The organism is Pedobacter lithocola (genome assembly GCF_042650845.1).
GTDB classification, from domain to species: Bacteria; Bacteroidota; Bacteroidia; order Sphingobacteriales; family Sphingobacteriaceae; genus Pedobacter; species Pedobacter lithocola.
This window is the reverse complement of the sequence record NZ_JBHSBW010000013.1, coordinates 282942-307665: the sequence shown is the minus strand read 5'-3', so window position 1 is coordinate 307665 and position 24724 is coordinate 282942. Positions and strand designations below refer to the sequence as shown.

General features: G+C 34.8%; 23 protein-coding genes. 12 read left to right on the top strand and 11 right to left on the bottom strand.

The features are described 5' to 3' along the window. Nucleotides 1-5 precede the first annotated feature (5 nt). Nucleotides 6-1136, top strand: coding sequence for a 4-hydroxyphenylpyruvate dioxygenase (gene hppD, locus ACFOWA_RS15320; RefSeq protein ID WP_378986649.1), 1131 nt, complete (start codon nucleotides 6-8; stop codon nucleotides 1134-1136). 262 nt (nucleotides 1137-1398) lie between these two features. Here the strand turns inward: hppD and ACFOWA_RS15315 are convergent, their stop codons facing one another. Then, on the bottom strand, nucleotides 1399-2310 hold the full coding sequence (locus tag ACFOWA_RS15315; RefSeq protein WP_378986647.1) for a DUF58 domain-containing protein: 912 nt from the start codon (nucleotides 2308-2310) through the stop codon (nucleotides 1399-1401). A 158-nt stretch (nucleotides 2311-2468) separates the two neighbouring features. Between ACFOWA_RS15315 and ACFOWA_RS15310 the strand changes: the two genes are divergently transcribed. From ACFOWA_RS15310 to ACFOWA_RS15270, 9 genes are all read left to right on the top strand, one after another. Then, nucleotides 2469-3404, top strand: a complete 936-nt coding sequence (locus tag ACFOWA_RS15310; protein ID WP_378986645.1) for a DUF3078 domain-containing protein — start codon at nucleotides 2469-2471, stop codon at nucleotides 3402-3404. A 171-nt stretch (nucleotides 3405-3575) separates the two neighbouring features. Beyond that, the gene (locus ACFOWA_RS15305) at nucleotides 3576-4496 is read left to right on the top strand and encodes a glycerophosphodiester phosphodiesterase family protein (RefSeq protein WP_378986643.1); all 921 of its coding nucleotides are present in this window, start codon (nucleotides 3576-3578) and stop codon (nucleotides 4494-4496) included. A gap of 70 nt (nucleotides 4497-4566) precedes the next feature. After that, nucleotides 4567-5274, top strand: a complete 708-nt coding sequence (locus ACFOWA_RS15300) for an ATP-binding cassette domain-containing protein (RefSeq protein WP_378986641.1) — start codon at nucleotides 4567-4569, stop codon at nucleotides 5272-5274. Between the two features lie 76 nt (nucleotides 5275-5350). Then, nucleotides 5351-6076, top strand: coding sequence for a gliding motility-associated ABC transporter permease subunit GldF (gene gldF, locus ACFOWA_RS15295; RefSeq protein WP_378986639.1), 726 nt, complete (start codon nucleotides 5351-5353; stop codon nucleotides 6074-6076). Then, nucleotides 6076-7749: a gliding motility-associated ABC transporter substrate-binding protein GldG gene (gene gldG, locus ACFOWA_RS15290; protein WP_378986637.1), complete on the top strand. Its 1674-nt coding sequence runs from the start codon at nucleotides 6076-6078 to the stop codon at nucleotides 7747-7749. The genes gldF and gldG overlap by 1 nt, the downstream gene beginning before the upstream one ends. Nucleotides 7750-7782: 33 nt before the next feature. Beyond that, nucleotides 7783-8907, top strand: coding sequence for a DNA polymerase III subunit beta (gene dnaN, locus ACFOWA_RS15285; protein WP_123205398.1), 1125 nt, complete (start codon nucleotides 7783-7785; stop codon nucleotides 8905-8907). 82 nt (nucleotides 8908-8989) lie between these two features. Then, nucleotides 8990-9670: a DUF4397 domain-containing protein gene (locus ACFOWA_RS15280; RefSeq protein ID WP_378986635.1), complete on the top strand. Its 681-nt coding sequence runs from the start codon at nucleotides 8990-8992 to the stop codon at nucleotides 9668-9670. 66 nt (nucleotides 9671-9736) lie between these two features. Then, entirely contained in the window at nucleotides 9737-10417 is a 681-nt protein-coding gene (locus tag ACFOWA_RS15275) for a DUF4397 domain-containing protein (RefSeq protein WP_378986633.1), read from the top strand. A 74-nt stretch (nucleotides 10418-10491) separates the two neighbouring features. Next, complete coding sequence (locus ACFOWA_RS15270; RefSeq protein WP_378986631.1) at nucleotides 10492-11172, top strand: DedA family protein; 681 nt, start codon at nucleotides 10492-10494, stop codon at nucleotides 11170-11172. Between the two features lie 138 nt (nucleotides 11173-11310). Here ACFOWA_RS15270 and ACFOWA_RS15265 read toward each other — a convergent pair whose 3' ends face one another. The 4 genes from ACFOWA_RS15265 to ACFOWA_RS15250 are packed head-to-tail and all read right to left on the bottom strand — an operon-like array spanning nucleotide 11311 to nucleotide 16357. Further along, a complete protein-coding gene (locus ACFOWA_RS15265) occupies nucleotides 11311-12267 on the bottom strand; it encodes a zinc dependent phospholipase C family protein (protein ID WP_378986629.1) in 957 nt (318 codons plus the stop codon). Between the two features lie 33 nt (nucleotides 12268-12300). Then, nucleotides 12301-12753 (bottom strand): DUF1569 domain-containing protein, encoded by a 453-nt coding sequence (locus ACFOWA_RS15260; protein ID WP_378986627.1) that lies wholly within the window; start codon nucleotides 12751-12753, stop codon nucleotides 12301-12303. Between the two features lie 18 nt (nucleotides 12754-12771). After that, nucleotides 12772-13971, bottom strand: a complete 1200-nt coding sequence (locus ACFOWA_RS15255) for a hypothetical protein (protein ID WP_378986625.1) — start codon at nucleotides 13969-13971, stop codon at nucleotides 12772-12774. A 10-nt stretch (nucleotides 13972-13981) separates the two neighbouring features. After that, a complete protein-coding gene (locus tag ACFOWA_RS15250; protein ID WP_378986623.1) occupies nucleotides 13982-16357 on the bottom strand; it encodes a DUF2339 domain-containing protein in 2376 nt (791 codons plus the stop codon). Nucleotides 16358-16468: 111 nt separating this feature from the next. Here ACFOWA_RS15250 and ACFOWA_RS15245 point away from each other — a divergent pair, with 111 nt between their 5' ends. Continuing rightward, entirely contained in the window at nucleotides 16469-16909 is a 441-nt protein-coding gene (locus ACFOWA_RS15245) for a DUF4395 domain-containing protein (protein WP_378986621.1), read from the top strand. Nucleotides 16910-17019: 110 nt separating this feature from the next. Here ACFOWA_RS15245 and ACFOWA_RS15240 read toward each other — a convergent pair whose 3' ends face one another. From ACFOWA_RS15240 to ACFOWA_RS15230, 3 genes are all read right to left on the bottom strand, one after another. Then, nucleotides 17020-18051, bottom strand: a complete 1032-nt coding sequence (locus tag ACFOWA_RS15240) for an LLM class flavin-dependent oxidoreductase (RefSeq protein WP_378986619.1) — start codon at nucleotides 18049-18051, stop codon at nucleotides 17020-17022. Between the two features lie 619 nt (nucleotides 18052-18670). Next, nucleotides 18671-20527 carry a molecular chaperone DnaK gene (dnaK, locus tag ACFOWA_RS15235; protein WP_378986617.1) on the bottom strand — a complete coding sequence of 619 codons (1857 nt, stop codon included), beginning with the start codon at nucleotides 20525-20527 and terminating at the stop codon, nucleotides 18671-18673. A gap of 689 nt (nucleotides 20528-21216) precedes the next feature. After that, nucleotides 21217-22440: a glycosyltransferase gene (locus tag ACFOWA_RS15230; RefSeq protein WP_378986615.1), complete on the bottom strand. Its 1224-nt coding sequence runs from the start codon at nucleotides 22438-22440 to the stop codon at nucleotides 21217-21219. 94 nt (nucleotides 22441-22534) lie between these two features. Between ACFOWA_RS15230 and miaE the strand changes: the two genes are divergently transcribed. Beyond that, nucleotides 22535-23116 (top strand): tRNA-(ms[2]io[6]A)-hydroxylase, encoded by a 582-nt coding sequence (gene miaE / locus ACFOWA_RS15225; RefSeq protein ID WP_378986613.1) that lies wholly within the window; start codon nucleotides 22535-22537, stop codon nucleotides 23114-23116. Between the two features lie 38 nt (nucleotides 23117-23154). Here the strand turns inward: miaE and ACFOWA_RS15220 are convergent, their stop codons facing one another. The 3 genes from ACFOWA_RS15220 to ACFOWA_RS15210 are packed head-to-tail and all read right to left on the bottom strand — an operon-like array spanning nucleotide 23155 to nucleotide 24715. Next, nucleotides 23155-24255, bottom strand: a complete 1101-nt coding sequence (locus ACFOWA_RS15220) for a DUF3810 domain-containing protein (protein WP_378986611.1) — start codon at nucleotides 24253-24255, stop codon at nucleotides 23155-23157. A 2-nt stretch (nucleotides 24256-24257) separates the two neighbouring features. Then, nucleotides 24258-24527, bottom strand: a complete 270-nt coding sequence (locus ACFOWA_RS15215; protein WP_378986609.1) for a Txe/YoeB family addiction module toxin — start codon at nucleotides 24525-24527, stop codon at nucleotides 24258-24260. Further along, the gene (locus tag ACFOWA_RS15210) at nucleotides 24518-24715 is read right to left on the bottom strand and encodes a DUF2683 family protein (protein ID WP_378986607.1); all 198 of its coding nucleotides are present in this window, start codon (nucleotides 24713-24715) and stop codon (nucleotides 24518-24520) included. Before ACFOWA_RS15210 ends, ACFOWA_RS15215 begins: the two co-directional genes overlap by 10 nt. Nucleotides 24716-24724 lie beyond the last annotated feature (9 nt).

Below are 24724 nucleotides of genomic sequence, written 5' to 3'. Positions count from 1 at the left end.
AAAAAATGGAAACACTAACATTTGCAGAAAAAATATCGAAGGCACAAGACTTTTTGCCAATTAACGGCACCGATTATATAGAATTTTATGTTGGCAATGCTAAGCAAGCCGCTCATTATTACAAAACAGCCTTCGGCTTTCAAAGCTTAGCTTACGCTGGTCCAGAAACTGGTGTGAGAGATAGAGCATCTTATGTTTTACAGCAAGGAAAAATCAGGTTGATTTTGACAACGGCACTTAAATCAGAACATCCAATTTCTGAGCATGTTAAAAAACATGGCGATGGTGTTAAAGTTTTAGCGCTTTGGGTTGATGATGCATATAGTGCTTTTGAAGAAACCACCAAACGTGGTGCTAAACCTTACCAAGAGCCACAAACTTTAACCGATGAATTCGGTGAAGTTAAATTAAGCGGAATTTACACTTATGGAGAAACCATTCACATGTTTGTAGAGCGGAAAAATTATAGTGGTGCATTCTTGCCCGGATATCGCGTTTGGGAAAGTGATTATCAACCAAGTGATGCGGGTTTGTTGTATGTAGATCATTGTGTAGGAAATGTTGGATGGAACCGTATGAACGAAGCCGTAAAATGGTATGAAGATGTGATGGGTTTCGTAAACATTTTATCTTTTGATGATAAACAAATTAATACCGAATACTCTGCTTTGATGAGTAAGGTAATGAGCAATGGAAATGGATTTTCGAAATTCCCGATTAACGAACCGGCTGAGGGCAAAAAGAAATCGCAAATTGAGGAGTATTTAGAATATTACGAAGGCGAAGGTGTGCAGCACATTGCGGTTGCAACAAAAGATATTGTAAAAACCGTTACAGAATTGAAATCGAGAGGTGTTGAGTTTTTAAGTGCGCCACCAGAAGCTTATTATGATATGATGCCACAGCGTGTTGGAGAGATTGATGAAGAAATTAAAATTTTAGAAGATTTGGGTATTTTGGTTGATTGTGATGAGGAAGGTTACTTACTGCAAATTTTTACTAAACCAATTGAAGACCGACCTACATTGTTCTTCGAAATTATTCAGCGAAAAGGTGCACAAAGCTTTGGCGCAGGAAATTTTAAGGCATTATTCGAATCTTTAGAGCGTGAACAGGAATTGCGAGGTAATTTGTAAAACAGAAGTACTCGATTGTGATAGGAGAAATTTAAGAACTATAAGTTTTACAAAAGATTTCTTCACTAAAACTTCATAATTGAAATGCACCTTTGAAATAACAAAACACAAGAAGCGATTTCCGTTTTGTTAAATTCTAAAAACTCATAATTAGTTTTTTAGTTTTCCGGTTACCCTTATCTGATACCTCATGTATTGCAAAATACATGAGGTTTTTTATTTAAATATCAGTAGGTAAGTTAGATTTAACTTTGCTAATTAATTAACCCAGCTTTTGCCTTTTAATTAAATATGCCTGAAGTATAGGATAGAAGCCTTCATTGATATCGGCATCTATTAAATCTATTTTATATTGAGCACACTTTAAAGCAATTTGCTGACGATAATTATTCACAGCAGCTGTGTAATTTTCTTTAACCTGATTGGTATGCACCTTAATTATTGCTCCTGTTTCCATATCAATAAATTGATGCGGGCGATTGTCGAAATCAAAATCTACTTCTTTTGATTTATCAACCACATTAAAAACTACCACCTCATGCTTATTAAACTTCAAATGTTGCAAAGCATCAAAAAAATCGTCAGTGTTATTGCTTTGTGTATTAAATAAATCGCTAAAAATAATCACCAAAGAACGCTTATGTATAAATTCAGAAACCTGATGTAAGGCTTCGCTGATGTTTGTTTTAGCATTTACTTTGGGTTTTTGCAGCAACTCTTCGAGCTGGGCAAATAAATATTTTTGATGAACTGTTGTTGATTTAGCAGGCGAATTCATTAAAATTTCTTCGTCGAATAAGCTTAAACCGAAAGCATCTCGCTGTTTTTTTAGCAAATACATTAAAGATGCTGAAGCCTGAATAGAAAATGTAAGTTTATTACTTTTAGGCTCTGGAAAATACATTGAAGATGAAACATCAATTACAAATTGGCAGCGCAAGTTGGTTTCTTCTTCAAATCTTTTGCTGTAGAGTTTATCCGTTTTGGCAAATAACTTCCAATCTATATTTTTTACGTTATCTCCGGTATTGTATTGGCGATGCTCGGCAAATTCGACAGAAAAACCATGAAAAGGACTTTTATGCAAGCCCGTTATAAAGCCTTCTACCACCTGCTGTGCTAGTAATTCTAAATTTCCGTAACTGGTTTCGTTTTCAAAATTAATTGCCTGCATACTGTAAAGCTAATAAAACGGCCATCAATTTTAGTGTTAAATCAACAAATAAATTGGAGAATATAGCTTATAAACCTCATTAATAAAAAAACATTTTATAGAGCTATAAAGAATAAAACTGAATTATCTTAGTTTTGCCAGTTAATAAAAAAAATTTAATGAGAAAACAAACACTATTAATTCTATCATCCCTGATTAGTTTTTATAGTTTTAGCCAAACCGTTAACAATGGAAAAGTAAACACAGAAAGCACAAAAATTTTAAACAAAATCGACACCGCTAAAAAAATAGAAGGCTGGACGGTTAGAGGAACTAATATTTTATTACTAAACCAAGCAGCCTTTTCCAACTGGGTAGCCGGCGGTATAAATTCATTAGCGCTAACCGCCCGGGCCGATTATGAATTTAACCTAAAACGCGAAAAAAATTTATGGGAAAACCGTGTTTTAATGGGCTACGGTTTGCGTTCGGAGAAAGGGAGCGCAACAACTAAAGTAGAAGATGTTATTGATTTAACATCGCGTTACGGATACCAAATTAACCAAAGTAACTGGTATGCCGCTGCAGCCTTAAACCTAAAAACTCAATTTAGCAAAGGTTACGATTACAGTAAACCAAGTCAGGGTTACTTGTCTAACTTTCTATCTCCCGGTTATGTAACTGCAGGTTTTGGAGTAGATTATATTCCAAATGATAATTTTCAATTGAGTTTACATCCGCTTACATCAAGATTAACTTTTGTACAAGATGATGCAGTTTTTGACACAGATAATGATGGAATTTTAACAGATGCATTCGGTGTAACACCAGGAAAACATTTTGTTTATCAATTAGGTGCATACATTGGTGGCCGTTATAAAGCTAAATTAATGGAGAATATCTTTTTAGATAATAGATTCGGAGTTTTTAGCAATTATTTAAAAGACCCACAAAATCTGGTTATGGCGTATTCAGGCATTTTAGATTTGAAAGTAAACAGATTCATTTCCACCCAAATTACTGCCGATTTATTTTATGATGATAACCAAATTGGCAAACTGCAATTAAAGGAAACTTTGGGAGTAGGAATAACTTACAAATTTGGGAAGTATTAAATACTTTAATCAAAGATAACAACTAATTAAATCGTCGTTCTTAATTGGTTAAAGAATGGCGATTTAATTAATGCTTAATGAATGGTTAGGTAATCTTGGAAGGTGAAAAATTAGAAGTTTCTTCACTAGAATACCGTCCTACATCATCCATTTTTTTTCTATTTTTGAACCATGAAAATTCATTATTTACTTTTTCTTGGTTTTGTAGCCATCTTAATCTCCTGTAAGCAAGAAGAAAAAGTTCATCACTATATTAAATTTAACAAAACAGAGGAACTTTATCAGTTTTTAAAATGGTCGCCAGAAAATCGTTTTCCACTTATTAGTGCACACCGCGGCGGACCGATGCCCGGCTTCCCCGAAAACTGCATCGAAACATTTGATAATGCAACCACTTATAATCCAATGGTAATTGAATTCGATATTGCATATAGTAAAGATTCGGTTTTGGTAATTATGCATGATGATAAACTTGATAGGACTACGACGGGGACCGGAGCAATTGGTAATTACACTTATGAAGAATTGAAAGCTTTTAACCTTAAAGATAATGATGGAAAAGAAACCAACTTTAAAATTCCAACTTTGGATAGTGTTTTAAGCTGGAGCAAAGGAAAAGTACTTTTAACCATAGATTTAAAAAAGGGTGTTTCTTATGCAAAAGTGATTGAAAAAGTAAAACAATATAAAGTAGAAAGTAATTCCATTATCATTACCTATTCGGCAAATCAAGCAAAAGAAGTTCATCGTTTGGCACCAGATTTAATGATTTCGGCATCTGTACAAAAGAAAGCAGAGTTAAAAAGATTAAATAGTTTGGGTATTCCAAATAATCGAATTGTTGCATTTGTCGGCGTTTCCGCTCCTGAAAAAGATTTTTATGAGTATCTACACAATAAAGGGATTACAACCATTTTAGGCACTATGGGCAACATTGATAATAGTTCGATTGCAAACCCAGCTAAAAATGTGTACTACCATTTGGTAAATAATGGTGCTGATATTTTATCGTCAGATAATATTGGGCAGGCCGCCGAACAGCTAGATAAATTTAGGTATAATAAAAAGATAAGTTCAGCGTACATTAATTAGTTTTACAGACTTAAATATCTCATCACGTCATTGCCATGATGCATCGGGTAGTTAGTTATAAATAAAACAAATGAGTATTTCGGTTAAAAATCTTTCCAAACATTACGATAAACAGAAAGCTGTGGATGCCATTAGTTTCGAGGCTAAACCTGGGCGGATTTTAGGTTTTTTGGGTCCAAACGGAGCCGGAAAATCGACCACCATGCGTATGCTAACAGGTTATTTAGAGCCAACATCTGGCAATGCTGAAATTTCAAATTACAATATTTCAACACAATCTCTCGAGGCAAAAAAGCACATTGGCTATCTTCCGGAAAATACTCCGCTTTACACGGAAATGTATGTAAAAGAGTTCTTAAACTTTGTAGGACAAACTTATCAGTTAAAAAATTTGTCGCACCGTGTTGATGAAGTTATCAAAATGGTAGGCTTAACGCCCGAACAGCATAAAAAAATAGGCATGCTATCGAAAGGTTATCGCCAAAGAGTTGGTTTAGCGCAAGCCATTATTCACAACCCCGAAGTTTTAATTTTGGATGAGCCTACTTCGGGTTTAGATCCAAACCAATTGGTAGATATTCGGGCGTTAATAAAAGCATTGGGTAAAAATAAAACGGTTATTATTTCTACACATATTATGCAAGAAGTAGAGGCTATCTGCGATTATATCATCATCATAAACAAAGGTAAAATTGTAGCAAAAGATACGATTGAAGGGATTAAGTCGGCGAACAATCAAGACTCATTAGAAAATATTTTTAGAAAGCTAACCGTATAAAAACTGCATCAATTCTTTTGCTTTCAAAATCAGTTTATATGCATCAATATTTAGTTATCTTCGGCATTTAGTATTTATGTACGCAGTATTTAAACGCGAATTATATAGTTTTTTAAGTTCAATGGTTGCTTACATTACCATTGGTATTTTCTTGTTGGTTTCAGGTTTACTACTTTGGTTTTTTCCTGATACCTCTCTGCTGGATTATGGATATGCAGAACTTAGCGGTTTCTTTAGCTTAGTTCCTTATTTATTTATGTTTTTAATTCCGGCCATTACAATGCGTTCTTTTGCCGAAGAAAGGCGTGAAGGTACTTACGAACTGTTAATTACCAAGCCATTAACGCTTTGGCAAATCATATCAGCTAAATATTTAGCTTGTTTAGTTTTGGTGCTTTTCGCTTTAATTCCAACTACAATTTATTATTATTCCATTTCAAAATTAGGCTATCCCGAAGGAAATATAGATTCTGGAGCTGTAATTGGATCTTATTTAGGTTTATTCTTGTTGGGTTCTGCATTTACGTCAATTGGGATTTTTGCATCATCTTTAACTAAAAACCAGATTATTGCTTTCGCAATCTCAGCAGCTTTATGTGCATTTGCTTACATCGGATTTGATTATTCAAGTCAGATTTTTGCTATGCAAAATTTCGAAACCACAATTTCTTCATTTGGCATCAATCAACATTATCAATCGATTAGCAGAGGCGTTTTAGATACCCGCGACTTAATCTATTTCGTAAGTTTTGCAACCCTGTTTTTATTATTTACAAAACTAGCAATGGGAGGGAAGCGATAATGAATAAGTGGATTAAAATTTTGCTTTTTGTTTTGGTTTTGCTAATCTTAAATATTGGTGGCAAATACCTTTTCCATCGGTTTGATTTTACTGCAGATAAGCGATTTACCTTAACTGATAAAACAAAAAGTTTGCTAAAAAAAACCGAAAAGCCAATTGTTATTACGGTATTTTTAAATGGCGAATTGCCTGCTGCATTTAAAAGGTTGCAAAATTCTGTTAAAGATATATTAAGCGATTATAAAGCCTACTCAAAGGCTGATATGAGGGTAGTTTTTGTTGATCCTTTGGCGGGATTAACTGCTGCAGATCAAGATACGGTAATTAACAATCTTTATCAGCAAGGAATAGAAGCGACAAATTTAACTGTGAAAACCGAAAGCGGCTTAACGCAGAAATTGGTTTATCCCATGGCCATGATTGAAAGCAATGGGAGGCAGATGCCAGTAAAACTGCTTCAAAATTTAGATGCTGGCGGAAGTTATGAGGATAACATTAATCGTTCCATCGAGAACCTGGAATATACATTCACTTCGAGCATTAAAAAGGTAATTATTGGGAGTAATCCAAGGATTGGTTTTACAGAAGCCAATGGAGAACCTAACGATTTACAACTTTATGATGCCATGCATTCTTTAGCAAATAGCTATGAAGTTGGTCGGGTAGATTTAAATACCATCGATAAAGCTGGTTTAGATAAACTGAAAATATTGGTGGTTGTTAAGCCGCAAACTGCATTTTCAGAAACTGAAAAGTATAAAATAAACTATTTTGTAATGAATGGTGGGCGGGTTTTGTGGAGTATCGACCAAGTTTCAGCAGAATTAGATAGCCTAAGAGGAAGTGGTAAGCAAATGGTTATTAATAAAAACCTCAACCTGGATGATATGCTTTTTATGTATGGAGCCAGAATTAATTATAACATCATTGCAGATAAAAACGCTGCGGAAATCCCGGTGTCTACCGGCAATGCAGGTGAGCAGCCACAAATTAATTTAGTTCCATGGATATATTATCCAATTTTATTGCCAGACACGGCTGCTAGTTTGGTTAAGAATTTAGATGGAATAAAATCAGAATTTCCAAGTACGGTTGATACCATCGGCTCTAAAGGTGTAAAGAAAACATACATTTTAACAACTTCAGGCTTTAATAAAGTTTTTAATGTGCCTAAACTGTTTTCATTACAAATGGTTGCCGAACAACCCGACCCCAAAACAATGCAAAACCCATTAAAAAGTGCAGGTATATTGCTTGAGGGTAATTTCCCTTCAGTATTTGCCGGGCGACCTTTACCTGCAGGAATTAGCACCGCATATTCAACAGAAATTGTAAGTAAAACTAGTAAAATGGTGGTTATTGGCGATGGTGATGTTTTTAAAAATCAGGTGGTGCCTAAAGATAACTCACCGTTGCCATTAGGTTTTGATAGATTTACCCAACGTACATATGGCAACAAGGCATTGTTGTTAAACATTGCAGATTATTTTGCCGATGATGATAATTTAATTTTATTGCGTAATAAAGAGGTTAAAATCAGATTATTAGATAAGGCAAAGGTTAAAATCGAAAAAACAAAATGGCAAATCATAAATATTGTTGTACCCTTGCTATTGTTGATATCCTTTGCGATTTTTCAACATTATTACCGTAAGCACAGGTACGCTAAATAATTTTTATATTTTTGAAGAAGACTAATTGATATTATGAGATTTATTGTATCCACATCAACTTTATTAAAACATTTGCAAACTGTAAATGGTGCCTCAAGCAGCAGTACAGTTTTACCCATATTAGAAAATTTTCTTTTCGAAATAAAGGATGGCAATTTAACCATCTCAGCTACAGATTTACAAACCAGTATGACTACTGCTTTAGCTGTTGAATCGAAAGAGGAAGGCAAAGTTGCTGTTCCATCTAAAATTTTGTTAGATACACTTAAAACATTACCCGACCAGCCAATCGCTTTTAATATTGATGATACTACATTCGCAATAGAAATTAGCGCAGGAGATGGTAAATATAAACTAAGCGGAGAAAATGGTGATGATTTCCCTAAAATTCCGGTAGTTGAAAACGCTTCTTCAGTAAGTTTACCTGCTTCGGTTTTAACAGAGGCCATTACCAAAACAATTTTTGCGGTAAGTAATGATGAACTTCGCCCGGCAATGACAGGCGTATATTGCCAGTTATCGCCTCAGCACATTACTTTTGTAGCAACAGATGCGCACAAGTTAGTTCGCTACCGCCGCATGGATAGCAAAGCTGATAAAGCAACTTCATTCATTTTACCTAAGAAAGCTTTAACACTACTTAAAGCTGCATTACCATCAACCGATATTAACGTATCTGTAGATTATAATGCTACAAGTGCATTCTTTAAATTCGAAAATATAAACTTAGTGTGTCGTTTAATAGACGAGCGCTATCCTGATTATGAGGCAGTTATTCCTCAAAACAATCCGAATAAGTTGGTTATCGATAGAAGTTTGTTTTTAAATACCCTGCGAAGAGTCGTGATTTTTGCGAATAAAACCACACATCAGGTTCGTTTAAAAATAAATGGTAGCGAATTAAATATCTCTTCAGAAGATTTGGATTTTGCAAATGAAGCTCACGAGCGTTTAAGTTGCCAATACGATGGTGAAGATTTAGAAATAGGTTTTAATGCTCGTTTTTTAATCGAAATGCTTAGTAATTTAAGTGGAGATGAAGTTACACTAGAGCTTTCGACACCAAACAGAGCCGGGTTATTGATTCCTCAAACAAATGATGAAAATGAAGATGTTTTAATGTTAGTGATGCCTGTAATGCTAAACAACAGTTATTAATCTACTATTATTTTAGTTTTCATAGTTAAATGGCTTGGTTTTTGACCGAGCCATTTTGTTTATTGCCAAATACAACTACCCTATGAAAATCTTTACAAAACGTGTCTCAAACACCTCTCTTATCTTTTTACTAATCTTTTGTCAAACTTTAATTTCTTGTGGTAAGAATGAGCCCGATGTTATTGTTCAAGGGCAAGCCAAAATTAAGCTTATTAACTCGGTTGAGCCTGAAATAAAGCAAGAAGTTTTTTTGGATAACGAAAAGCTAACAACGGCTCCGTTGGCATTTGCAGAAACAAGCAGCTACATTAAAATTCCCTCGGGCAACAGAAATTTAAGTTATGTTGGGAGCAATAATATAACTACAAATAGCAATTTAAATTTCACTCCATCAATCACATACAGTGCTTTCTTAGTTTCTGATAGAAGTGGCAATAAGCAAATTATTAATTTCGAAGATAATTTAAGCAATGCCGATCTATCAACTGCCAAAGTTAGGTTTATCAATTTAACGCCATCCTTTCTAACCGGTATAAATGTAAGTATACAAGCAGGCTCTCCATTTATAAATGCATTATTATTTAAAGAAGATTCAAATTATTTTAATATTGATGGGGGTGCAGCTTTAAGATGTAACGTTGTAGGGTCGGGTTCGGTTAAAACCATTGCCGCATCAGAATTATTGCCTGGAAAAATATATACCATTTGGTTTAGCGGACTTACAGCGGCAACTCTAGAACCTCACATTATTCTAGATAATTAGTTAAGCAGATATTCGTTTATCATTAACTTACAAAGTTTATCTTTGTCGATAAGTTTATCTACATATATGAAAATTAAACCTTCACAATTTTTTAAAATATTCTTTTTCATAGGATTTATTTGTTTAATGATGTCTTGCGTCAAGAATGATAATTTTGATTTAGATACAAAAGTTCGGTTTTTTAATGTTGTAGATGGCCCAGGTCAGGATTTTTATCTTAACGGCGTTCGAACAGCTACTGGTATAAATTATAGCAGTAATAGTGAATATATAGTAGCATTTGGAAATAAAGAATATAGCATTATTGCAAAGAATACTGGAACCCAAGTAAGTAGCGATACAATAAAAAAAACGTTAGAAGTAGGGAAAAACTATTCAGTTTACTATGTAAGAACATCGGAAATTGATTCGGTTTTAAAAGTTTTTGAAGATGATTTAACGCCGGATACGGCAGTATCTAGATTGTTTTTTATTAATGCTGGCTTTACATTACCCTCAAGAGTTGAAATAAGGAATGAAACTTCTAGCTTTACTACCAGCTTAGGGAATGGCGAAAATAGTGGGTACATCATGATGCCAACTGGAAAAGATTCAAAGTTGTATTTTAATCTCGTAGGCTCAACTGTTGTAGATACACTATCTTATACAAATTTCTACAAAGGGAAAACATATACAATTGTTATCGATGGTGTAAACAAAGGGAATGATAAAGGCAAACTTAGAGAACGTTTGATTGTTAACAATTAAATTAAATCACTTATAAATCTGGAATAGTCTTTTTATCAATTTGATATTCCTACTTTTGCATAAAATTAAAAACATTGGAATTACTACACCAACTTTGGGATTTTATTGCCCACATAGATGTTCATTTAGCAGAAATCATTCGCGATTATCAGACTTGGACTTACCTCATTTTATTCTTAATCATATTTGCTGAAACTGGCTTTGTTGTTACTCCTTTTTTACCGGGTGATTCTTTGCTTTTTGCAGCTGGTGCGCTAATTGCGGGTGGTAACACTGGTTTAAACATTTGGTTAATGCTGCTCATTTTAATTGTTGCTGCTATTGCCGGAAATACGCTAAATTACAAGCTTGGAACAGTTTTGGGTTCTGGTGTTTTTAAAGAAGATAACAAAATATTAAAGCTAAAATACTATCATCAATCTCATGAGTTTTTTGAGAAACATGGTGGTAAAGCAATTATGTTAAGCAGGTTTTTGCCAATTTTTAGAACCATTGCGCCATTCGTAGCAGGTATTGCAAAAATGCCTTTCGGTAAATTTACATATTACAACATAATTGGTGGTGTAGCTTGGATTGTAGCCTTGCTGCTTGGAGGTTATTTATTAGGGCAGATTCCTATTATCAAAAATAACTTTGAATTGGTAATTCTTTTTATCGCTACTGTAACATTCGTGCCAGCAATTTGGGCAGCCGTTAAAAGTAGAATGGAACCTAAAAAGATAGAAGAAATTATAGAAGGCGAAGATTCTAAATAGGATTTTGTTTAGAACACAAAAAAAGCAGTTTTTTTCTACGTCTGTGATGTTGAGCTTTTCGAAACGATTTCAATTGTTTTCTTTAAACGACTTCCTCAAGCTCATGATCACAGCACAATAATGAAAATTTTGAGTCTTTTACAACTCTCTTCCTATTGGTTTGCCAGTTTGATATTTCTTTTCCACATCAATATCTAGTTTCTTTTCAGTTGTATCTGGCTCTATTCTTACTAAGTTTCTAAGTTCTGGTTGGCCAGCATCAACCCAGGCAGAATACCAGAATGAACCAATTTGTAGTATTGAAGAGCGCATTTGCCTTTCAACCATTTTCTCCATTTTAGTATGATAAGCAGTAGCGTAAGCCAGAGAATATTGCTTTAAAACGGTATTATTTCTTTCAGAAAAACTGTATTTCCTATCTGATGGAAAAGAATTTGATAGCTGTGCCTCAAATGTTAACACCGTATCAACTAGGCTATTGGTATGTTTAACAATTTTCCAAGCCTCTTTTAAAGGATTTTCGATATAATTTGCCTTACCAACAATGAAATTGTAATTAGTCGAAAACAATTCTGGCAAACGACTTTCCCAAAATGCATGGATACCAACTTGGTTTGTTAGTTGTCCGTTGTGATTTGATGTGGTGTGCAAAGGGACGTGTGCATCGCCAATGTAATGACCTAAATCTGCAGAATACTTTAAAATTTTAATCGAATCTCTATTTGTAAATGCCCTAACTAAACTATAGTAGGTCCGTTGAATTTGCCATGGCACGATTCCATTTGCATTTAATTGTTTCAGACCGTATTTTGCTAAAGCATCAGTGTATTTTTCGGGGATGCTATCGATAGATTTTTCATAATTTTCTACATCTAAATAGTGTCTCGGTGCTTCTAACGTATCTGCATATCTACGTTTGTCGGGATCAACAGCATGTTCGGTGATGTATTTGATATTCTTTTTGTAGAAACCTATCATGCCCGATGGCAAGGTGAATATTGCCAGGTTATTGATTCTTTGATGAGCAAAAAATCCCCATGAAGTACAAAGAAAAAGTGGGATGATTAACGCAATGTAAATCGTTAATCTTTTCATGATTGAGAACTGTATTATTATTATTATTGATTACTAAACGCCAAATTGATTTAAATGGTGGTCTAGGTGTTTGTAAAACATATTGTTCCATTCTTGTTTGGTTAGCTTTCCAAATGAATGCGAATCCTTGCCATCAAAATGATTTTCGCCTAATTTCTGTGTTTTATTAATGTGGTCGATTAATCGCTGCTTCTCCTTTGCAAATTCTTTTTCATCCTTAATAATAAATTGAGGTGCTGTTTGGCTGCTTTTAGGGTAAGGTTTTTCACTTACAACTTTACCTTTTACTAGGTTTTTTAAAATGAATTTCATAAAATTACCAGGCTTTGGATGAGTATTGTCGTAAACCATCTCGTAGGTGATGTTGCAATGAGCCAACATTTGAGAAACATTCATTTTGCCCCACAATTGATTTATTGTAGGTGTAAGTTTATTAATTCTATCAATAACTTCGTTAGTTACTTCTGTCTGAAAAATATTCTTCATATTTTTTTTAATTTAATTCTAATTCCTCAACATTTTAAATGAAAACCAACCTAACAATGCTATAATTACAGCCATTAAAAGCCAAAGCCAAGTTTTATTTTCGAATAATGGTTTTTCGGTTTTGATAGAATATGCAGGATTTTGTTGTTCTTGGCCAATAGCTATAGAAGTTAAAATGGCAGGAATTTCATTTTCGAATTTCTCAATTTCGTAACTTGGCGATGTTGCTTTTTCATTTCCATAATATAAAGCGTAATTATATGTCGGATTATCGAAACGTACGATGATTTCATAAACATTCCCTTTAAGTTCGGCTCTGCTTAAGCGGAGCGGTTTATTATCGTTATTCTGAATGGTAATTTTTAACCTAGATGTGATGGTGTTTGCGAAATGATATTCGGGTTTTTCCAATGAACTAATTGTGCCTTCAAAAAGATTGGCATAATTGTATTGTATGCCTTTATCGGTTTTGAAACTTTCGGTTGCATACTCAATTTTAATCGAACGATAGAAATCAAAATCACTTTGGGCATTTAATTTCAAATAAGCTACTGGAACAGCATTTTTTAAAGTAACATCAATAACTGTTTCTTTGTTAACCGCATCGTTTTTGACTACAAAAGTTTTATATTTTACATCCTGATAGATTCCTTTTATGGTATCGGTTTTCGAAATTTTTGCTTCCAATAATTCAGGTTGAACAGGGCTTTTCAAGGCAACTCTGAAATACTTATAGTTAGAATTCGGGAAACTCAACTTGGTAAACTGATAATTCGTATCATTATTTTTGATAGAAAGAATACGGTAATCTTTTAAGATTGAAAACCATGTTAGATTATCGTTACTTCCATCGAGTGTTATTTGCCAATCGAAATTATCTTGTTTGAAAGACAAATTAATTTGGTTAATAGTGATAGCTGCGTCAGATTGAAAAGTGTAATAATATCCGTTTGGATTTGAACTCTGATTAATTTGTTTAAATGCAATCGCTTTATTCTCAGTTTTATCACCTCGTTGTTTTAGAAGGTAGGGAACCTCAATGGTATCTTTCCCGTTGATGCCGAAAATTCTTAAATCTTCAAACCCAGCATTCGCATTTTTATACAATTGGTCGGGCAGTTTCATGCTGTGCCAAACAGAATTTACGCCGGTTATATCCCGTTTAAATTTGTAAGTATTAGTTTGTGCTTTTGCGGCAATAATAATTAGTAAAAGCAATAAAAGCAGGTTAATCTTCAACTTTAACATCATCAATAATTAAATGTTTATACTTGTTATAAAGGAATGAAATGATGAGCAAAAGCAAACCTAACGATACAAAAACGATGGTTTTGGCAATTGTACCTAAAGAATAGATATCGTAAAAGAAGAGCTTAATTAAAGTAATGCCAAACAATACCATTGCACCAATACGTAAGTGTTTTTTGTTTTTTGCTAAACCCATACCAATTAAGAATAAAGAATAACTACCCCAAAGGATGCTCAAACCTAATTTATAACTTTCTTGGGTGCCAGATAATTCTAAAACGTTAATCAATTCACTACTAATAACCCACAAAATGGAAATATAAAGTAGATAATCGAACATGGTTTTAAAATCCTTTTTAAGTAATGCGGATTTTTGTAGTTGATAACATTGAACAATCAGGAATGCAAAAAAGACCATTGAGATATATCTGATGCCAATATTGAAAGCACTGATTGTGAAATATCTGCTATCTGGAAATAAGTAATTATCTCTAAGCTCGCTTAAAGTATAAAGTCCGTGGGTTAAGAATAGCACCACAACTAATAAATTGATGGTCAAATTTGCAATTGCAAGCTCGCTATTCTTCAATTTTTTAATATTGAAATAGGTTAATATTGAAGCAAAAAATAGTGTATATATGTAAATCCAGGCAGTTTTAAGTGTTTCGTAATTGTAGTTGAACTCGTAGTTTGGTTCATCAGTACCAATTCTTTGATGCAGCGTAACTCTTGTAGATTGCATCAGGTTATCGAAGTATTTAGAAATCTCTAATCTAAAGGTTACATAAACCGTTAAAAGTAAGATTGATGGAATAGCGTAACTCAAAATCTGCCTCATCCATGGCCACTCAGCAGGTTTTTCGGTTTTGTTTTTGCTCACGCTAAACATCCAGATAAAACATCCGATGAAAATACAAGAGCTTAAAAAACCAACATTTAATATTGGTGTGATAGCTGAATCATTGCGATAGTAATCAAAGTAGCTGGTCCAATCTTGTAGCAGACTAAGAAATGCCAGAAAAATCAATGGAAAAGATAGCTTCTCATAAATCGTAATGTTTTTAATTCGAGCCAAATAAAACAACACAGCGGCCTCAACCGTCCAAAATATGGTTACCCAACCGCCATTAAGTTGCACAGGTATAGCGATAGTGATAAATGTTAATACCATTGCCAAAATCAGGTAGAACAGGTTTTTATCGGCTAGTTCTTTTTTATAGATAATTAAACTTACCACAAAGTGAATAACGGCATTAGCTAGTGTAAACAAGCCTAATAATTCTACGCTATTCTTGTTTTCTCCAAGGATGAAATAACCGATCCCGTAGTAAATGAATGAATTTAAAAATAGAATAACCACATCGCTGAAGCCAAAAATTTCTTTTCGGGTTACCTTATAAGCGAGGTTGGTAATGTAAAATGTGAGGAAGAATATGGTCGAAAATAGTAATGATAATTCAAAGAATTTATTGTCTAAACCCAAGTCCATTCGCCATGAAACAAAAATTACCCAGGTTAAACCAAAGGATGCATAAAACAAAGGTTTCCAGTATTTCTTGAAACTTAAAATTAAAATCCCTATGTTAATAATGGCCATGTAAGAAAATAGCACTCCAACTTTTCCCGAGCCATCACTTAGTAAAAATGGAACTGCATACGCACCAACCAAACTGATATGAGCGATAACCTGTTTATTGTATTTTATCGCTGCTACAACGGTAAACGATGTAAAAACGACCATCAAAATAAATGCTAAGGCCTGGGGAATGAGCGAATAAAAATCGTAGGCTGCATAGGTAATAAAGTACATTATGGCAATTGCACCGCTGACTAAAACCGCAGAAAAATTTCCATATTTCTCTTTTAATTTGATGGCAAAAGCCATTAAACCCGCACCAACTGCATAGCCTAAAACTATCCTAGTCAGCGGACTAATCATATCATGGTCGATAGCGTATTTTGCACCAATGCACACACCAAGAATTAAAATCAGGATTCCGATTTTACTAATTAAATTTTCTCCGATAAATTTTTCGAAATCGGATTTAACCATGTTTTCAGGTTTAAACTTATCTGCAAAATTGCTCTGCGATTGGTTTACTCGTGGTGGAAACGGACTTGGAACAGAATTTGGCGCTGCCGAGTTTTGAGCAACAGCATTAGGAGGCGTATTTCTAGGCGGAGGTGCAATTACTACCGGAGGCACTTTTTGCGCTTCAACAATGTGAGTTGTTCCAGATTGGAGCGCTCTAACTTGCTGTTTTAAAGCTTCAATTTCAGCTTCGAAACCTTGTTGTCTAAGTAATAAATTCTCCAGCTTAATTAAAAGCAGGTTTAACTGTTCGGAATTATCCATTCTATATTGTTGATGCGTAATTTATGTTATTAAATATAGGAATGAATTCTACAAGGTTAAGGAAAATATTTTATTGATGGCAACAATTCAATATCTTTACAAAAATAAATTATGGAGTTATCTTGCCCAATATCAGCAGAAAGAGTAAATGAAAATGTTGTGCGAATTATTGCCTTTATCGTTGCGATAGTAGCGATTTGCAGTGTATCATTTTCTAACTATTGGGCAATTGTGCTATTGTCTTTTGATTTTGCTGCAAGAGCATTTGGCTCAGGAAAATATAGTTTGCTGAAATTTGTAGCCATCAGAATTTCGAACGCTTTATCTTTAAAACCTCAAATGAAAGATTTGGCTCCCAAAAAATTTGCTGCAACTTTGGGCTTTGTATTTTGCTTGTTAATTACAGCAATGTTTCTATTAAGTTTTTACAAATTGGCAATGGTCTTAACGCTAATAATGACAGTTTTCGCTTTACTAGAAAGTCTTTTCGCCATTTGCGTTGGATGTTATGTTTATACCTTTTTACAAATGGTAAAAGGGAATAAAGCTTAAGCGTTCTGATTTTTAATCTATTACCATGTTGAGTTTACCGAAGAACGTTAAAAATAATGTTTCGAAGATTTGTATCGAATCTTCATGAAGCTCAACACGAAAAACAATAATTATTTCTTCAAAGCTGCTCTAACTTTTGGGGCAATCTGAGTTCCAAAAATTTCTATTGATTTCATCATAGCAGCATGCGATGGTCCGCCGACATCCATGTGAGCCGAGAAACGGGTTAGACCAAATGTTTCTTCCATAGTTAAAATTTTATCTACAGATTGATTCGTGTCGCCGATAATTAAGGCACCACCTTTGTCAATTCCGGCATCAAATTGATTGCGTTGGTAAGGCGCCCAACCACGCGAACGACCAATTCTGTTCATTTGTGCTGAATAAAGTGGGTAGTAGTAATCGGCAATTTCCTGATTGCTTTCTCCAAATAGTGAATGCATGTGTACACCAACTTCAAATTTATTCATATCATGACCATAAGCCTGATAAACCTTTTTGTAGTAATCAAAAAGTGGTTTAAATTGAATGGGTTGCCCACCAATAATGGCGAACATAACCGGCAAACCTAATCTTCCTGCTCGTTCTACTGATTCGGGTGTGCCACCAACAGCAACCCAAATTTTTAAATTATCGTTAACGGCTCGTGGTAAAACTTCCTGATTAACCAATTCTGGTCGGAATTTACCTTTCCAATTTAGTTTTGGTTCTTTATTGATTTTTAAAAGTAACGCTAATTTTTCTTCATAAAGTTCATCGTAATCTTGCAAGTTATAACCAAATAATGGAAATGATTCTATAAAACTTCCGCGACCAGCCATTAATTCGGCTCTACCGTTGGAAATTAAATCGATGGTTGCAAAGTTCTGGTAAAGTTTAACTGGGTCTGATGAACTCAAAACAGATACGGCGCTGCTCAGTTTAATGTTTTTGGTAACTGTAGCTGCTGCAGCTAAAATTATTTCAGGACTTGAAACTGCATAATCCGGACGATGGTGTTCGCCGATTCCGTAAAAATCTAGCCCCACTTCGTCCATTAGCTTAATTTCTTCTATAATTTCCTGAAGTCTTTGTTGAGCGGGTTGAATCTCTCCTTTCGCATTGATTTGCAAATCGCCGAACATGCCAATACCTAGTTCCATAATTATTAAAATTTATACATCAAAGGTAAGAGGTTAGCTGGACAGATTTTTTGATGTATGGTAAGAAATGAGTTTGTAATTTGATTCCGGATTGATGGTCAATTACGAAACAAGTTTGTGGTTAATAGCAAATTATAATTTTGCATCATACAGCTTAAGTTTTTTAGGTGTACCTATAGTAAAATAAACCCGATTGCCGTGGATGCCGATTTTTTCTTTCGGCAGAAACAAAAGCTGGGCTATCGGAACCTATTAGCTTTGACGGTGCTTTCCAAATATTTTTATTTAGTTTTCACCATTGAAGAAATATCGGCTCATTTAGGCTTAAAACATTAAACTCTGCCCGTTAACCACGAAAACAAGTTTGTGGTTAATAGCAAATTATAATTTTGCATCATACAGCTTAAGTTTTTTAGGTGTACCTGAGTAAAATAAACCCGATTGTCGTGGATGCCGATTTTTTCTATCGGCAGAAACAAAAGCGGGGCTATTGGAACCTATTAGCTGTGACAGTGCTTTCCAACTATTTTTAATTAATTTTCACCATATAAGAAATATAAGTTCATATAAGCTTAATAGCCTACATATAACTATCATCTCAGCCTCAATCTTAACCTTTTTACTCTATCTTTTTCCCCTTCATCGCTGTCGATATTGCAGCATCCATCACACGCTCGGCAAAAGGGCGAGTGAACTCATTCAACTCATCTGCTTTCTTTAAAATCGTGTCTTTTTCTTGAGTTGTCAAAGTAGTTTTTAAAGCTTCGATATGAATTTTAGTTTCTGCGATTTCTTCGGGAGTTAAGTGTTCAGTATGTTTTTCGATGAAGCGCTCGGCGGTGTAAAGCAATTGTTCGCCTTCGCTTCGAGCCTCAATAAGCATGCGTTGTTCAACATCACTTTTGGCGTTGGCAATGCTGTCAATCAACATTTTCTCTACTGTTTCATCGCTTAAACCATAACTTGGGGTAATTTCGATTTCTTGTTTCACACCAGAACGTAATTCAATGGCCTGAACCGTTAAAATTCCATCGGCGTTAAGCAAGAAATTTATATCTACTTTCGGTAAACCCGCAGGCATGGCCGGAATTCCTTTCAAATCAAACTCAGCAAGTTTTCGGTTCTCTTTAACCAAATCACGTTCGCCTTGATAAACTGAAATTTTCATGTTAACCTGTCCATCAATCGAAGTGGTATATTGGCGGCCAGCTTTTGTCGGAACTTTGCTATTTCTAGCAATAATCACATCCATTAAACCACCCATAGTTTCAATACCAAGCGAAAGTGGCGTAACATCCAGCAGCAAAATATCAGAACGGTTTCCAGCCAAAATATCCGCCTGAATGGCAGCACCAAGTGCCACAACCTCATCAGGATTGATATTATCCTGTGGTGTTTTGCCGAAGAAACTTTCTACCTGTTGCTTAACAAAAGGAGTTCGGGTAGAGCCGCCAACCAAAATTACCTCATCAATATCTGTAGCAGTTAAATCGGCATCTTTCAAGGCGTTTTTGCAAGCTGTAATGGTTTCTTCTACTTTTGCAGCAATCAATTGTTCGAAAGTTTGTCTATCCAGTGTGCACCAAATTTCGCCAACTTTTTCATTGTATAAATTTTGCGTTGATAAGGCTTTTTTGGCTGCCTCGGCTTTTAAGCGCAAGGTTTGCATCAAAATATTATCTTGAGCAACAGTATTGATATCCAGGTTATTTTTCTCCAGCCAGTAGTTTAAAATTGCACGGTCGAAATCATCCCCACCCAAATATGTATTGCCATTGGTTGCCAAAACCTCAAAAATTCCATTCTGAATTTGCAGAATCGATACATCAAAAGTACCGCCGCCCAAATCGTAAACAGCAATGGTTTTTTGTTGTGATGGGTCTAAGCCAATGCCATAAGCCAGGCTTGCAGCGGTTGGTTCGTTCACAATTCGCATCACATCTAAGCCTGCAAGCTTACCTGCATCGCGGGTCGCTTGCCGCTGGCTATCGTTAAAATATGCCGGAACCGTAATTACAGCACGGTTTACAGGTGTTTTCAAAGCGTGTTCGGCTCTCGCTTTTAGCTCTTTTAAAATCTCTGCAGATAGTTCAATGGGCGTGTAAAAGCGGTCGCCCGCCTGAATTTTGACTAGCGCATCGGTATCATCATCAATAATTTTGTAGGAAAAAATAGCTGCATGGTCGGCCACATCTTTGTAAGAGCGACCAAGCAATCTTTTAACCGAAAAAATCGTATTTGCAGGGTCGGTAGTTAAGAATTCTTTCGCCTCGTTGCCAACAATGGCTTCGTTTTGCTTGTTAAAATATACAACCGATGGCACCAATAAACCTTTCCCGACATCGTTTATAACTTGTGGATTTTTATCAGGATTGATGAAAGCAACCAAACTATTGGTTGTTCCTAAATCGATGCCGACTATAATTTCTTCCTTTTGAAACGAACCTGTAGCAAGGTTAATTGATATTTTTGCCATGTGGCGAATTTACGGAGATTGTTTTAATGTTTTAGGTTGAAATGTTTTAATGTTGTAAAGAAAGTTGGATGACCGAAGTAGGAAGATATTATAACTAATTAGAAAAGGAATAAGTCAGATGACCGAAGTCGGAAGATTGTTTTCTTAAATCTTTTCTCATCCTAAAATTTGATAATCCCGGTAAATCTTGCCTTATCCTAAAAACCCTTATATCCTGATTAGAAAATGAGTGGTTCGGTAATTCTTCGGGAGCTGCAGTCCTGCTTTTGGTACAAGCCAAACAGAAAAAGTTTGGGCTTTCCCCGACAATCAGGTTTATTAATGAAGAGGGAGATGCTTTTGGGGATAAACCAGTACTTGAAAGGGATGCTGTTATTGAAAATTGAGGGGAATATTGCCATTAATGATTTGCAAAAACTTTGCGAAGTACGTAAGGGCATAGCATATGATTTTAGGAAAAAGCGTTAAATCGTTTCCACAAATTTCCAATAAACAAGTTAACCAAATAATTTGCAGCCGAGATGGGAAGAGTTTGGGGCAGGCCTCAAATTATTGTCATAACGATTTGGCGAATTTTTACAAAATCAGATGCAAGCCTTGGTTTTTTGTTTCTTTTTATCAAGAAAAAGAAAAAGGTCCGTCTAGCCAAGACAAACTATATCCTCTGACTTTGGTTTAAATACTTCGCACTATCTTTTATTCTTCTCCTCAATCCAAAGCGACATATACTTAGTACTTTGCATGGTATGATGATTTAAAATTTGCCCAAAAAAGTTCTTTTGGCGATGATCTTTTACATCCAGATTTTCAATTCTTGTAATAAAATCATCTATAAAATGTTGAGCAGTATATCGTTGGTTAATGATTTGTATTCCATTATGTTGAGCAAAAAGCCATGCAGTTTTATCCTCATATAAAATTGCAGCTTTGTTAACGAATATCTCCAAATCATCTTCAATAAAACCATTCCAATCTAACAAGCCTTTCATTGCCTCGGCACCAACCGTTGTGGTTACAGATGGAGTTCCCGTTTGCATTGCATCAATAAATTTTCCTTTTACACCAGCCCCAAACTGAATAGGAGCAAGTAAAATCCTATGTTTCGCAATGGTTTGTTGTGCAATTTTAGCCCTACCGCGAATAAAGAATTTTTCATTTTTATTTTCCAATTGCAGAACTTTTTGCGAGGCATAAGAACCATAAATATTCATACTTGCATACGGTAGTTTTTTTCGAAGAGATGGCCAAATTTTAGTTTTTAAAATTTGTACAGTATTCCAATTTGGTTCGTGAAGGAAATTTCCGATGAAGATAAAACCGGCCCGCTCTTCGAAGGGAACCCAGTTATCAACTGCCTCAGACGTGATTTCACTTTCTAGAAATGGTAAATAATATAATAAAGAATTGTTGATATTAAATTTTTCTGTCAAGATTTTCATCTCCACTTCTGAAATGATTAATGATAAATCACATCGTAAGATAGAGGCAATTTCTCGTTTTGCGGCATCAGAGAACAAATTTAAAAGTTCGCTCTTTTTATCACTTTGTTGCCGGGCAACACGTAGAAAATGTAAATCTTCGGTATCTAAAATTCGTAAAGCATTTGGGCATTCCTGCTGAACACGCCAACCGTACTGCTCTTCAATCATAAATCGGTCGAAAAGTACGGTATCCGGATTGCAAACTTTTAAAAATGAATTGAAACTTTCATCATTGAGCTTAATTTCTTCTTCAATCACGTTTCTTTCAGAAAAATCAAAGCTAAATTCACTTTTTGAAGCAGCTGAGGCAAAGATAATGTCATAACCTTTTTGCAAAAACAAATCGACTAATTGTATCATTCGTGTACCCGCCGCCGAAGAGGTAGGCTCAGGCCAAACTAATCCAATAATCAATAACTTTTTTGCGTTCATTATTTAAAATTTCTGCAAAATAAACATAAGCTACGATTTAAATCGCGGGCTGTGCAAGAAATTCTTAATTTTGCAACTCAATACGAATTACCAGATGTTAGGACTAAAACTATTAACCGACCCACGTTGGGCAGATATTGCGGAATCGAATTTAGAGGAGATTTTATCAGACCATGCCTGGTGCGAACAAAAAGCAGCAACAAATGCAATTACTTTAATCACCCAAAACTCCGAACATCAGGATTTGGTTGAAGAATTAACCGCCATCGCAATCGAAGAAATGCAGCACTTTCAAATGGTAATTGATATCATTAAGCAACGTGGTTATACTTTGAGCAGAGAACGGAAAGACGATTATGTTGGTCGACTGGTTAAATTTAGCAAGAAAGATGGTAGCCGTAACCAAGCTTTTATTGATAGGCTTTTGTTTGCTGCAATGATTGAGGCCAGAAGTTGTGAACGCTTTCGCGTGTTATCGTTGAATATTAAAGATGAAGAGTTGGCTAAGTTTTACCACGAATTAATGGTTTCAGAGGCTGGACATTATACCACATTTCTAAACTTTGCCCGTAAATACTCTGTTGATGTTGATGTAGATAAACGCTGGAAAGAATGGTTAGATTTTGAAGGCGAACTCATTCAGAGTTTTGGCAAGCGAGAAGCGATACATGGGTAGTCCGAAGTTGAATGTCCGAAAGTCAGATGTTTTTATGCCTATAAATGCAACTCTTTCTCTTCGGACTTTTGTCTTCTGACCTCCGACTTATGTATATTCCACAGCCAAATCACAATATCCTGATAGCTGTCGATTCCTTTTTTCTGGTTGTTTAATTTTAAGAAACTGTCAAATGCGGCATCCATATAACCAAACATTTCACCGTTGTATTTGCGCCAAAATTCTTTTTCTGTTTTAAAATCTGCTAAAACACCAGCCGACAATTTATCGTGAAGTATCTTGTAATCGTCAGGAGATTTCATTCTAATTTCGAACAAAATGTACCTTAACATCTCATAATTAGCAGAATATTGGTAATTCAAATCAGGACTATTTCTAGCAGTTAAATAACCCAAAAGATTGGCTTCATCTTCATACGAAATACCCAATTGGTGTGCAATTTCATGGCAAGAAACATAGGGTTTAACAAAATCAGGAAGATTCATATTCATGTTTGCCTCGCCTGTTAAGGGTGCATAATAACCCTCAATGCCAACTTTACTGATTATCCATGAATTTAAAACCGCTTTTAAACACGGATTTTTATAAGTGAATAAAGCATTTTTTTGCTCCATCAAATTATAAGCTTTTGTCGAATTAACTTCTAAAGCCTTAATACTGTATATTGTTGTTTCTCGTACTTTTGACTTTAAATCATTGGTCTTTTTAACAAAGTAATCGCCAAGCAAAACCAATTCTTTAACCGTATATTTTTCATTTCCAATACCTAATTCTTCACTTACACTTGGTCGACTGTAATTTAAACCCCAAACCACTTTGAAGATGATGTATAAAACTAAAAAGAAGTTTAAAATTTGTAATGGAATAATTATCCTATGATTTCTATGTAGTGATTTTCTGTTTTTGTAAAATCTGAAGATTTTATACAGTACGAATCCGATTAGGAGCGCATAAACCATATCGCCAATGGTAAAAGGGAAGATGGATGAAATGAATCGTAGAGAAGAAGATATATATGGATAAATACCTGAGGAATAATTTTTTTGAATGACGGAGGGCAATAAACCTAAGATGTAAATCAGAATGGACAGACTGATTAAAATGGTAGATTTGAGCTGTATTGTTTTTGAAAGCGACATTACTAATAATGACCTTTTAAAGATTGAATTTCCAAGATAACAACCACGCCATCATCATAAACTTGATAGATAATGCTATGCTCTTCATTTATCCTGCGAGACCAGGAACCAGATAGTTCGTATTTTAGTGGCTCAGGTTTACCAATTCCTTCAAATGGATTGAGTTGAATAGCGATAATTAGTTGCTCAATTTTTTTCTGAATCGATTTGTTGCCAGATTTTTTCCAATAGTTTAAATGTTCTATGGCTTTAGGAGCATAGATTACTTCCATAAATCCTCGACTGCTATCTTAACACCTTTCCCATTTCTAATGTCTTCTCTAGCTTGAAAAATATCTTTAACAAACTCCGGATTATAAGGACTTTCTTCTGTTTCAAAATCAATTTTTAAGGCTTTAGCAAATGCCTTTAATGCATCAAGTTGTTCCTTATTTTTTGGATGTAATGTTAAAGTTTCCATTTTGATGTT